At 68.9% G+C, this 12,016-nt stretch carries 8 protein-coding genes and 1 tRNA gene; 4 read left to right on the forward strand and 5 right to left on the reverse strand.

Going from position 1 to position 12,016, the window contains the following annotated elements; all coding sequences use genetic code 11:
* Positions 1-3: 3 nt before the first annotated feature.
* Together glmU and ADBZ9K_RS12715 are read right to left on the reverse strand one after the other, a co-directional pair.
* Entirely contained in the window at positions 4-1,467 is a 1,464-nt protein-coding gene (gene glmU / locus ADBZ9K_RS12710) for a bifunctional UDP-N-acetylglucosamine diphosphorylase/glucosamine-1-phosphate N-acetyltransferase GlmU (protein ID WP_526621028.1), read from the reverse strand.
* An 85-nt stretch (positions 1,468-1,552) separates the two neighbouring features.
* Positions 1,553-1,624 (reverse strand) — tRNA-Gln (locus ADBZ9K_RS12715).
* Positions 1,625-1,963: 339 nt separating this feature from the next.
* Here ADBZ9K_RS12715 and ADBZ9K_RS12720 point away from each other — a divergent pair.
* The 3 genes from ADBZ9K_RS12720 (at position 1,964) to ADBZ9K_RS12730 (ending at position 7,441) form a co-directional block, all read left to right on the forward strand.
* Complete coding sequence (locus ADBZ9K_RS12720) at positions 1,964-2,557, forward strand: TetR/AcrR family transcriptional regulator (RefSeq protein WP_526622599.1); 594 nt, start codon at positions 1,964-1,966, stop codon at positions 2,555-2,557.
* 118 nt (positions 2,558-2,675) lie between these two features.
* Positions 2,676-6,332, forward strand: a complete 3,657-nt coding sequence (gene mfd, locus ADBZ9K_RS12725) for a transcription-repair coupling factor (protein WP_526621030.1) — start codon at positions 2,676-2,678, stop codon at positions 6,330-6,332.
* A 2-nt stretch (positions 6,333-6,334) separates the two neighbouring features.
* The gene (locus ADBZ9K_RS12730; protein WP_526621032.1) at positions 6,335-7,441 is read left to right on the forward strand and encodes a nucleoside triphosphate pyrophosphohydrolase; all 1,107 of its coding nucleotides are present in this window, start codon (positions 6,335-6,337) and stop codon (positions 7,439-7,441) included.
* 105 nt (positions 7,442-7,546) lie between these two features.
* Here the strand turns inward: ADBZ9K_RS12730 and efeB are convergent, their stop codons facing one another.
* From efeB to efeU, 3 genes are read right to left on the reverse strand one after another with little or no spacing between them, the layout of a single operon-like run.
* Complete coding sequence (gene efeB, locus ADBZ9K_RS12735; protein WP_526621034.1) at positions 7,547-8,830, reverse strand: iron uptake transporter deferrochelatase/peroxidase subunit; 1,284 nt, start codon at positions 8,828-8,830, stop codon at positions 7,547-7,549.
* A 7-nt stretch (positions 8,831-8,837) separates the two neighbouring features.
* Complete coding sequence (gene efeO, locus ADBZ9K_RS12740) at positions 8,838-9,983, reverse strand: iron uptake system protein EfeO (RefSeq protein WP_526622601.1); 1,146 nt, start codon at positions 9,981-9,983, stop codon at positions 8,838-8,840.
* Between the two features lie 14 nt (positions 9,984-9,997).
* Positions 9,998-10,981, reverse strand: coding sequence for an iron uptake transporter permease EfeU (efeU, locus tag ADBZ9K_RS12745; protein WP_526621036.1), 984 nt, complete (start codon positions 10,979-10,981; stop codon positions 9,998-10,000).
* Between the two features lie 177 nt (positions 10,982-11,158).
* Here efeU and ADBZ9K_RS12750 point away from each other — a divergent pair, with 177 nt between their 5' ends.
* Positions 11,159-11,890 (forward strand): lytic transglycosylase domain-containing protein, encoded by a 732-nt coding sequence (locus ADBZ9K_RS12750; RefSeq protein ID WP_526621038.1) that lies wholly within the window; start codon positions 11,159-11,161, stop codon positions 11,888-11,890.
* Positions 11,891-12,016 lie beyond the last annotated feature (126 nt).

The following is a 12,016-nucleotide window of genomic DNA, read 5'->3' on the forward strand; positions in this document are numbered from 1 at the left end:
TAGTCACTCTTGGTTGTCGCTCGCCGTCGCTTGTTTTGCCTTGGCGGCCGCCTCGGCCGACGCGCTGCCCGGCCGCTTGTCGAGCACCCAGTCCTCGATGTTGCGCTGCGGACCCGCCGACACCGCCAGAGCGCCCGGGGGCACGTCCTCACGCAGGACGGTGCCCGCGCCGGTGTAGGCGCCGTCGCCGACGCGGACCGGGGCGACGAACATGGTGTCCGACCCGGTGCGCACATGCGAGCCGATGGTGGTGCGGCTCTTGTTCTCGCCGTCGTAGTTGACGAAGACGCTGGAAGCGCCGATATTGCTGTACTCGCCGATGTCGGCGTCGCCGACGTAGGTCAGGTGCGGCACTTTGGTGCCGGTTCCGATGACGGCGTTCTTGGTCTCGACGAAGGCGCCGAGCTTGCCCTGATCGCCCAGCTTCGTGCCGGGCCGAAGGAACGTGAACGGGCCGACGGTGGCTCCGGCCCCGATGACCGCTGAACTGCCGTGGGTACGGGCCACACACGCCTCGTCGCCGACGGTCACATCGGTCAGGGTGGTGTCGGGCCCGATCTCGCAGCGAGCGCCGATGCGGGTTGCACCCAGCAGCTGCGTGCCGGGCTGGATGACGGTGTCCCGGCCGATGGCGACGTCCACATCGATCCAGGTGGTCAGCGGATCGACGATGGTGACGCCGGCGCGCTGATGGCCGATCACCACGCGGCGATTGAGCTCGCGGGCCAGTTCGGACAGCTGTACCCGGTCGTTGACGCCGGCGACCAGGGCGTGGTCGTCGATGTGCGTGGCGTGCACGATCTGGCCGTCGGCGCGGATGATCGAGATGGCGTCGGTCAGGTACAGCTCGTGCTGGGCGTTGTTCGCCGACAGCCGGCTCAGCGCCGAGCGCAGCGCGGCGATGTCGAAGGCGTAGACGCCGGCGTTGACCTCCCGGATGGCCCGCTGCTGAGGGGTGGCGTCGGCCTCCTCGACGATGGCGATGACCTCGCCGTCCTGGGTGCGCAGGATCCGGCCGTAGCCGGTGGCGTCGGGCACGGTCGTGGTGACGATGGTGACTGCGGCGCGTCCGGCGTTGTGGCTGGCGATCAGCTCGGTCAGGGTTGGCGCGTCCAAGAGCGGCACGTCACCGGCGGTCACGACGACGGTGCCGGAGAAGTCGTCGGGCAGACCCGAGAGCCCGCACAGAGTCGCGTGGCCGGTGCCCAGCTGTTGCTCCTGCACGGCCACCTCGATGGGGCGGTCCAGGTCTAGCGCCAGTTGCCCGACGACCGCGGCGATGCGTTCCCGGTCCTTGCCCAGCACGACGACGAGGTGTCGGGGTGTGATCTCGGCGATGGCGTGCAGCGCGTGCGAGATCATGCTGCGGCCGCCGAGAGTGTGCAGGACCTTGGGGAGGTCGGAGCGCATGCGGGTGCCGGCTCCCGCGGCGATGACCAGCACGGCTGGCTCGGTGTCTGTGCTCACCTGCGTCTCCAAGAGCTCGCTCCCTGCTCAATGGTCGCTCGCCAAGAGCTCGCTCCGTGCTCAATGGTCGCTCGCCAAGAGCTCGCTCCGTCGCCAGGACTCGAACCTGAACTATCTGAACCAAAATCAGAGGTGCTGCCGATTACACCACGACGGACTGGCCGAAATATCCGCCTGAGACTCTAGTGCAAGGGAATAGGTCCGGCGGGCAGGAGCGTAGCGACGGGGGAATAGGTCCGGCGGGCAGGAGCGTAGCGACGGGGGAATAGGTCCGGCGGGCAGGAGCGAAGCGACGGGGGAATAGGTCCGGCGGGCAGGAGCGAAGCGACGGGGGAATAGGTCCGGCGGGCAGGAGCGAAGCGACGGGGGAATAGGTCCGGCGGGCAGGAGCGTAGCGACGGGGGAATGGGTCCGGCGGGCAGGAGCGTAGCGACCGGGGGAATACCCTGAAGCGGTGGCAGCACCCGAGAAGGAGCCCAGGGCCCCGCGCGCGCGGATGACCGGCACCGAACGCCGGCGCCAGTTGATCGACGTCGCCCGGACGCTCTTTGCCGAGCGAGGCTATGAGGGCACCTCGATCGAGGAGATCGCCCAGCGTGCCAACGTCTCCAAACCAGTGGTCTACGAGCACTTCGGCGGCAAGGAGGGCTTGTATGCGGTGGTCGTCGACCGGGAGATGTCTGCCCTGCTCGACGGCATCACCTCGTCGCTGACCAACAACCGCTCCCGGGTCCGCGTCGAACGGGTCGCGCTGGCCTTGCTGGCCTACGTCGAGGAGCGCACCGACGGGTTCCGCATCCTGATCCGGGATTCGCCCGCGGCGATCAGCACGGGGACCTACTCGAGCCTGCTCAACGACGCGGTCAGCCAGGTCGCCTCGATCCTGGCCGGCGATTTCGCCCGCCGCGGCCTGGACCCGGAACTGGCCCCGCTGTACGCCCAGGCCCTGGTCGGCTCGGTCTCGATGACGGCACAGTGGTGGCTGGATACCCGGGAGCCGAAGAAGGAAGTGGTGGCTGCCCACCTGGTGAACCTGATGTGGAACGGGCTCACCCATCTGGAAGCGGACCCGCAGCTCGAGGGCGAGTAACCCCTACCACGCGTTCTACCAGCGCAGGAGGGGAAGCGATGCGGCCTGCGTCACAGGGTGCGAGCGAATCGCGGCCCGCCGCAACGAGTTCGGCACCGTTGCCTAGAATGGTCTCAACATGACCGCACCGGGGCACCCGCATGTCCATACCCCGTTAGCGGGGCTGGTTGACCTGGCGCTGACCGCCCCCACCTTCGCCGCACTCGCGCAGCGCGCCGCCGAGCGTCCCGAGGAGCTCGCCCTGGTTGGGCCGGCCAGTGCTCAGCTGTATGCCGCGTGCGCGCTGGCCCGCGGCGGCCCGCTGCTCGTGGTGACTGCCACCGGACGCGAGGCTGACGACCTCACCGCCGAACTGCGCGGGGTCTTCGGTGACTCGGCGGCGATGTTCCCGTCCTGGGAGACGTTGCCGCACGAGCGCCTGTCTCCCGGTGTGGACACCGTGGGCGCGCGGCTGATGGTCTTGCACCGGCTGGCGCACCCCGACGACACCCGCCTGGGCCCGCCGCTGCGGGTGGTGGTGACGACCGCGCGTTCGCTGCTGCAGCCGATGGCTCCCGACCTGGCCGACATCGAACCGGTGACCCTGTACGTCGGCGCCGAGTTCGATTTCGATGCGCTGGTGGCGCGGCTGGTCGAGCTGGCCTATTCCCGCGTCGACATGGTCGGGAAGCGGGGTGAATTCGCCGTCCGCGGCGGCATTCTCGACGTGTTCCCGCCGACCGCCGAGCACCCGGTGCGGGTGGAGTTCTGGGGTGACGAGATCACCGAGATGCGGATGTTCGCCGTCGCCGACCAGCGTTCGATCCCCGAGATCGAGGTCGGCACGGTGGTCGCGGTGCCCTGCCGGGAGCTGCTGCTGACCGACGAGGTGCGGGCTCGGGCCACCACGCTCATCGAGACCCGCCCGGTCGATGACAACCACATCACCGGCAGTGTCGGGGAGATGCTGGTCAAGATCGCCGAAGGCATCCCGGTCGACGGCATGGAGGCGCTGCAGCCGGTGCTGCGGCCCGATGAGCTCGCCCTGCTGATCGACCATCTGCCGGCCGACACCCCGTTGCTGATCTGCGACCCGGAGAAGGTGCGCACCCGTGCTGCGGACCTGATCAAGACCGGCCGCGAGTTCCTCGAGGCGACGTGGTCGGTCGCCGCCATCGGCGGTGACGCCCCGATCGACGTCGAGCAGCTCGGCGGTTCCGGCTTCCGCGATCTCGAGGACGTCCGGGAGGCGGCCCGGGCGGGCAACCACCCCTGGTGGACGTTGAGCCAGCTGGCCGCCGAGAGCGCCGTCGAACTCGAGGTCCGCACCGCACCGTCGGCGCGCGGCCAGCAGAGCACCGTCGACGAGATCTTCGCGATGCTGCGCGCCCACGTCCTCACCGGTGGGTACGGCGCGGTCGTGGCCCCCGGCACGGGCACCGCCCACCGCGTCGTCGAGCAGCTCGGCGAGCGCGATATCCCGGCTGCCATGCTCGAACCGGGTGAGGCGCCCCGGCCAGGGGTGGTGGGGGTGCTTCGGGGCCCGCTGCACGACGGCATCGTCGTGCCCGGCGCCAACCTGGTGGTCATCACCGAGACCGACCTGACCGGCAACCGGGTCGCCGCCCCCGAGGGCAAGCGGCTGGCGGCCAAGCGGCGCAACACCGTTGACCCGCTGGCGCTGGCCGCCGGCGATCTGGTGGTCCACGATCAGCACGGCATCGGCCGGTTCGTCGAGATGGTCGAGCGGACCATCGGCGGCGCGCGGCGCGAATACCTGGTGTTGGAGTACGGCTCGAGCAAGCGGGGGCAAGGCGCCGACAAGCTCTTCGTCCCGATGGACTCCCTCGATCAGCTGTCGCGCTACGTCGGCGGCCAGGAACCAAGCCTCAGCCGCCTCGGCGGCAGCGACTGGGCCAATACGAAAACCAAGGCGCGCAAGGCGGTTCGCGAGATCGCCAGTGAGCTGGTGGCGCTCTACGCCAAGCGGCAGGCCGCCCCCGGGCACGCGTTCGGCCCGGACACCCCGTGGCAGGCCGAGATGGAGGACGCTTTCGGGTTCACCGAGACCATCGACCAGCTCACCGCGATCCAAGAGGTCAAGTCCGACATGGAGAAGCCGGTGCCGATGGACCGGGTGATCTGCGGTGACGTCGGGTACGGCAAGACCGAGATCGCGGTGCGGGCGGCGTTCAAGGCCGTGCAGGACGGCAAGCAGGTCGCCGTGCTGGTGCCCACCACGCTGCTGGCCGACCAGCATCTGCAGACGTTCACCGAGCGGATGGCCGGCTTCCCGGTGACGGTCAAGGGCCTGTCGCGGTTCACCGACCCGGCCGAGTCCCGTGCGGTCGTCGAGGGCATGTCCGACGGCAGCGTCGACATCGTGATCGGCACGCACCGCCTGCTGCAGACCGCGATCCGCTGGAAGGACCTCGGCCTGGTGGTGGTCGACGAGGAACAGCGGTTCGGCGTCGAGCACAAGGAGCACATCAAGGCGCTGCGTAGCCACGTCGACGTTTTGACGATGAGCGCCACCCCGATTCCACGCACCCTGGAGATGAGCCTGGCCGGCATCCGCGAGATGTCGACGATCCTCACTCCGCCCGAGGAGCGCTACCCGGTGCTGACCTACGTCGGCCCGCATGACGACAAGCAGGTCGCCGCCGCGCTGCGCCGCGAGTTGCTGCGCGACGGGCAGGTCTTCTACATCCACAACCGGGTCGCCAGCATCGACAGCGCCGCGGCCCGGATCCGGCAGCTGGTGCCCGAGGCGCGGGTGGTGGTCGCGCACGGCCAGATGCCCGAGGAGCAGCTGGAGCGCACCGTCGAAGGCTTCTGGAACCGCGAATACGACATCCTGGTCTGCACCACGATCGTCGAGACCGGGCTGGACATCTCCAACGCCAACACGCTGATTGTGGAGCGGGCCGACACCTTCGGCCTCTCGCAGCTGCACCAGCTGCGGGGGCGGGTGGGCCGCAGCCGCGAGCGGGGCTATGCCTACTTCCTGTACCCCAAGGAGATGCCGCTCACCGAGACCGCCTTCGACCGGCTGGCCACCATCGCGCAGAACAACGAGCTCGGTGCGGGCATGGCAGTGGCGTTGAAGGACTTGGAGATTCGCGGTGCCGGCAACGTGCTCGGTGTCGAGCAGTCCGGTCACGTCGCCGGTGTCGGCTTCGATCTGTACGTCCGGCTGGTGGGGGAGGCCGTCGAGGCCTACCGCGCCGCCGCCGACGGCAAAACAGTGACCACGACCGAAGAGCCCAAAGACGTCCGGCTCGACCTGCCCGTCGATGCGCACCTGCCGCCGGACTACATCGGCAGCGACCGGCTGCGCCTCGAGGCGTATCGCCGGCTGGCCGCCGCCGCGGACGACGCGGCCGTGGCCGCCGTCATCGAGGAGCTCACCGACCGCTATGGCCCGCTGCCCGAACCGGCACAGCGGTTGGTGGCGGTGGCGCGGCTGCGGCTGCTGTGCCGCCACTACGGCGTCACCGAGGTGTCGGCAACCGGAAGTGGTTCGGCCACAACACTTCGGCTCTCGCCGTTGACGTTGCCCGATTCCGGGCAGTTGCGCCTGGCGCGGGTGTATCCCGGCTCGGGCTACCGTGCCACCACCTCGACGGTGCAGGTGCCGATCCCGCGGGCGGGCAGCGGGGTCGGGGCCCCGCGGATCCGCGACCTGGCGCTGGTGCAGATGGTGGCCGACCTGCTGCTCGCGCTCGACGGACGCCCGAAGGGCGAGGTTGATATCACCACCTTCGTCCCGGCCGGTGCGGAGAAGGGGCAGTAGCGATGACGGTCATCCTCGTCGACCCGCGCCGGCCGTCGCTGGTCCCCGTCGAGGCGGTCGAACTGCTCGGCGGCGACGTGCAATACACCGAGGAGATGCCGGTCAAGGTGCCGTGGTCGCTGCCGTCGGCGCGGCCACTGCTCACCAGTGTCCAGGAACAGCAAGCGCCGGTGCTGCTGTCCTCGGACCGTGAACACCCGGCCGTGCGTGCTCGGCTGGCCGCGGGGGAGCGGTTGATCGCCGTCCCCGGGCCGCAGGCCGGCGAGCGACTGGTCGACGCGGTGGCGATCATGGACAAGCTGCGGACCGCCGGGCCGTGGGAGAGCGAGCAGACCCACGACTCGCTGCGGCGCTACCTGCTGGAAGAAACCTACGAGCTGTTCGACGCGGTACGGGGCGGCAACCTCAACGAATTGCGTGACGAACTCGGAGATGTGTTGCTGCAGGTGCTCTTTCACGCCCGCATCGCCGAGGAAGCCACCCAGCATGCGTTCACCATCGATGACGTCGCCGACGCGCTGGTGCGCAAGCTCGGCAACCGGGTGCCCGCGGTTCTGGCCGGTGAATCGATCTCGCTGGAGGACCAGCTGGCGCAATGGGAGGAGCGCAAGGCGCTGGAAAAGAGCAGCGTGCGAGCGTCCTGCGTCGATGACATCCCGACCGGGCAGCCGGCGCTGGCCTTGGCACAGAAGGTGATCGCCCGGGTGCGCAACGCCAACCTGCCCACCGATCTGATCCCGCCGTCGATCCTGTCGATCACCGTGGCCGCCGAACGAGACGCCGAAAACGAGCTGCGCACCGAGGTTCTCGACTTCATGGACACGGTGCGCGGCGTCGAATGCGCCGTCGCAGCGAGCCGGAGCGGACCCACAACCGGACTCGACCCGACAGTGCCGCTGGGGATGGTCAGTGCCGACGAGTGGCGCCGGCACTGGCCGATGTCGGTCGACGAGCTGCTCGACATCCCGGACGTGCCCGAGGTCGTGACCGCCGATGACATGGAAGACCCCGACGAGTTGGTCGACGTCGACTCGCTGGCTGACGACCTCGACCTTGAGCTGGACGCCACCCTCGAGGACTCCACTCCCGGCGAGGACCTCGCGCGCTGACTGTGCGTCCACGGCGTCGACTGTGCGGCCATGGCGGCGTTCCGCCGAGAACCCCGCCCTCCCCGCACAGTCGACGCCCTGAGCGCACACTTGAGCCCCAAACGATCAGCCGAGCAGCGTCGACCCCCAGTAGTCGCCGTCGCGCAGCCCCGGCGGTACGGCGAAGATCGCACTGCCGGTGTGGGTGATGTACTCGTTGAGCGCGTCGTGGCGGGCCAGCTCGGTCTGCATGGGGATGAACTGGGTTGCCGGGTTGCGCATGAACGCGATGAAGAACAGCCCGGCGTCCAGGTGGCCGAACCCGTCGGAACCGTCGGTGAAGTTGTAGCCGCGGCGCAGGATCTGGATACCGCCCAGGTGTTGCTGGGACGCCAGCCGCACGTGGGCATCGCGGTCGATCAGCGGCTCGTTCTTGTCGTTGACGATGTCGAAGTTGAGCTCCTCGAACTCTTGCTTGAGCCCGTTGGGCGCGCCGCTGCCCTTCTGCCTGCCGATCACCCGCTCCTGCTCGAGAAGCGTTGTGCGATCCCATGCTTCGATGCGCATCCGGATCCGGCGGCTGACCATGTAGCTGCCGCCGGTCATCCAGTCCGGGCCGTCGCCCTTGGCCACCCACACCTGCTGGTTGAGGACGTCGGTGTCCTCGGCCTTGATGTTGGCGGTTCCGTCCTTGAACCCGAACAGGTTCCTCGGCGTCGACTGCTCGCGGGTGGTCGACGAGGTGCGGCCGAACCCGAGCTGCGAGTAGCGCACGGCTACCGTGCCGAACCCGACGCGGGCCAGGTTGCGGATGGCGTGCACCGCGACCTGCGGGTCGTTGGCGCAGGCCTGCACCACGATGTCACCGCCGCAGCGGGCCGGGTCCATCGTCTCGTTGGGGAACTTCGGCAGGTTCTCCAGGAGCGCAGGCTTCTGGCCGGCGATGCCGAACCGGTCCTTGCCGTCCTTGTGGAAGAACGACGGCCCGAAGCCGATGGTCAACGTCAGCTGGGAGGGCGGCAGTCCGAGTGCCTCACCGGTATCCGACGGTGGCGCATAGGGATTGAGCCCGATGGCGCCGTCGCGGACGGCCTCCTCGCCGGCGGTCATCCGCTCGGCCATGCCGGTCCACTCCTTGAGCATCGCGACCAGGTCGGCCCGCGAGTCGGTGGTGATGTCGAAGGTCGCGAAGTGCATCCGGTCCTGCGCCGGGGTGACGATGCCGGCTTGGTGCTCGCCGCGGAACGGCACCGGTTTGTCCAGCCCGCCGGTGGCGACGTCAGCGGCGGAGGCGCGCCCGGCCAGCGCCCCGGCGCCAGCCGCGCCGACTACCGCCGCGGTGACGCCGGCGGCGCCGAACAACTTGCGCCGGGACAGGCCGGACGGCGGTGCCGGCTCGGGGGCGGTCATGTCGGGGTTACTGGGGAGCGATGACACCCTGCACCTGACTTACCTCCTTGCCCAGCGCGTCGATGGCGCGGGACAGTTCCTGACGCTGCGGCTCGGTGACGGTGTCGTAGAGCACGAACCCGTCTCCCTGGCGGTACTTGGCCAGCAGCGCTTCGACGTCGGTGAAGCCCTTGTCGACGCGCTTGCCGAGGTCGGGGTTGCGCTCGTCGAGGATCGGCCGCACCGAGGCCACCGCGGTCTGCGACCCGTCGACGTTGGCCTGGAAGTCCCACAGATCGGTGTGGCTGAAGATGTCCTCCTCGCCGCTGATCTTGCTGGCCGCGACCTCATCGAGCAGACCCTGGGCGCCACCGGCGATCTGGGTCGAGTCGATGGTCCAGCCGGGGGCCTTCACACCCTCGTCGAGTTCCTTGACGTCGGCCACCAGCTGGTCGGCGATCGCGTTGGTGTCCGGTTGCAGCCCGCTCACCCACAGGTCCTTCTCCAACCGGTGGAAGCCCGTCCACTTCTGGCCCGGCTCCAGGTCGGCCTCGCGCAGGTCGATGCGCGGATCCAGATCGTTCGGGAACGACTCGGCCACCGGCTCGATGCGCTCGTAGTAGGTGCGGGTGGTCGGGTACAGCGATTTGGCCTTGGCGACGTCACCGGCCTTGATCGCCGCGACGAACGCCTCGGTCGCCGGCACCAGGGCATCGGACTGGCTGTTGACGTAGCGCTTGTAGCTGTCGGCGGCTTCCTTGAACTTGCCCTCGGTGTCGACCGGTACCGCGTTGCCGGTGACCACGAAGTCGCCCCGGATGCCGTCGCCGATCATTCCCGGCTTGCAGGCCGTCTGGTAGGTGCCGGGCTCGGCGAGTTGCACGATCAGCTTGCGCTGCAGGCCGGGGGAGATGTTCTCGACCTCGCCCATCACCCGCTCGCCCTCGCCGTAGACGTAGAACTCGGTCACCTTGGTGCCGTTGTTGGTGATCACGAAGGTGCTCGGTCCCGTCGCGGCCTGGGTCCCCGACAGCTTGCAGTCGGAGTCGGAGGCGTCGACGGCGATCTCGGCGGCCTTGCTGCTCGAGTCGGCGGACTTGGTCTCCTTGGCCGTGCAGCCGGCCAGGGAAACCCCGGCCAGGATCGCGGCTGCCACCGCGGTGGGAGTCTTCATGCCGTGGGTGAGCGTCACGTAGCGGACCTTTCGGGGAGGGGGGAGTGCTCCGATTTCTCGGAGGCGTCGGGGGTGTGGGTGGGAAGCTTGTCGGCCGGACCGTGCTGCGGTCGCGGAGCGCCGCGGGTGGGCCGCAGGAACACCGCGAGCACCACGACCAGGTAGGTCAGCCAGCAGATCAGCTGCAGCACGGTCGGGGTCGGGGTGACATTGAAGACGCCCTGGATGATCTCGCCGTACCAGGCCGACCAATCGAAGGCGGCGCTGATGTCGAAGGCTTTCGATCCCAGGCCGGGCAGCCAGCCGACGGTCTGCAGCGCCCCGATGCCGTAGGACAGGATGCCCGCGGCGACCACGATCAGGAAGGCGCCGGTGTAGGAGAAGAAGGTGGCGAGGTTGATTCGCACGGCGCCGGCGTACATGCCCCAGGCGATCGAGGCGGCCAGCAGCACCCCGATCAGCAGTCCCAGCAGTGGCCAGGCGGTTTCGGCTTCGGCGTAGCCGACCATGAACAGCGCGGTCTCGAAGCCCTCCCGGCCCACGGCCAGGAAGGCCAGCATGAACACCGCCGGCGCGCCGGTTTCGAGCGCCTTGGACATTCCGGCGCGCAGTTCACCGGACAGTCCGGCGGAGGCTTTGCGCATCCACAGCACCATCGAGGTGACGATCGTGACGGCCACCAGCGACGCCACCCCGGCGATGGCCTCGGCGGCCAGGTCCTTGATGGTGTAGGTGCCGTACTGGATCGCCAGGAACACTCCGACCGTCATCAGGACCGCGGCCCCGACGCCGAGCCACACCCATTTCAGGGCGTCGCGGCGACCGGATTTGACCAGGAACGCGGTCAGGATCATCACGACGATGCCCGCTTCCAACCCCTCGCGCAGGCCGATCAGGCCGCTGCCGAAGAGTTGGGCGGTGACGTTGGGGGCGGCGGCGCTGAACGTGGTGTGGGCGCCCGCCACGAGACCGCCCGAGATGTCCGCCAGATCGGTCATCGGCGAGTCCTCACGTCGTCGGAAAATTTCAAGTAAGCAAGGCTTACCAAACAAAGGATCGGCTCACCTTAACAGACCCCAGGTAACGGAGTTACCGCCCTTTGGCACCGCCGCTGGGGACTAATGACCCTCGAGCCGTGGGACGATGACAAGACGTGAGTGGGTTCGAGGAGTCTTGTGTCGTCAACGCGTTGGCTGCGCGCTGTCGTCGTCGTTGCGGCGGCCGCCATGCTGCTGGCATCGAGCTGTTCTTGGCAGCTGGCCACACCAATCCCCGACGGTGTGCCACCGCCGCCCGGTGATCCGGTGCCCGCTATCGATACCCATGCCACCGGCCGGCCGGCCGCTCAGCTGCACGATTGGGCGGCGCAACGGGCACCCAAGCTCGGCATCCCGATCCAGGCGCTTGAGGCCTACGCCTATGCCGCACGGGTGGCGCAGGTGGAGAACCCCAACTGTCATCTGGACTGGACGACGCTGGCCGGCATCGGCATGGTGGAGAGCCACCACGGCACCTATCGGGAGGCGACGATCGCCCCCAACGGCGACGTGAGCCCGCCGATTCGCGGGGTGCACCTCGACGGCACCAACGGAAACCTCGAGATCATCGACAGCGAACAATCGCTGGACGGCGGCGAGCCGGTGTACGCCCGGGCCATGGGGCCCATGCAGTTCATCCCCGAGACCTGGCGGCTCTACGGCGTCGATGCCAACAACGACGGGGTGATCAGCCCGGACAACTTCGACGACGCTGCGCTGTCGGCGGCGGGGTATCTGTGCTTCCGCGGCAAGGACCTGGCCACTCCGCGCGGCTGGATGAACGCGCTGCACGCCTACAACCACTCCGACCAGTACGCCCGCACCGTCCGGGACTGGGCGACGGCCTACGCCGACGGCCACGCGCTCTAGGCCGCGGTCATCGGGGGCAACTGCGTGCCAGCCCGCCCGCTTCCCCTTGACCATCTAGGCTATGGGCGGTCAGCCCAACCGCCCCGACGAGGACATTCGTCGCGCACCAAGGACGCAAGGAGAAGC

Source organism: Mycobacterium sp., from assembly GCF_965229265.1.
Classification (GTDB): domain Bacteria; phylum Actinomycetota; class Actinomycetes; order Mycobacteriales; family Mycobacteriaceae; genus Mycobacterium.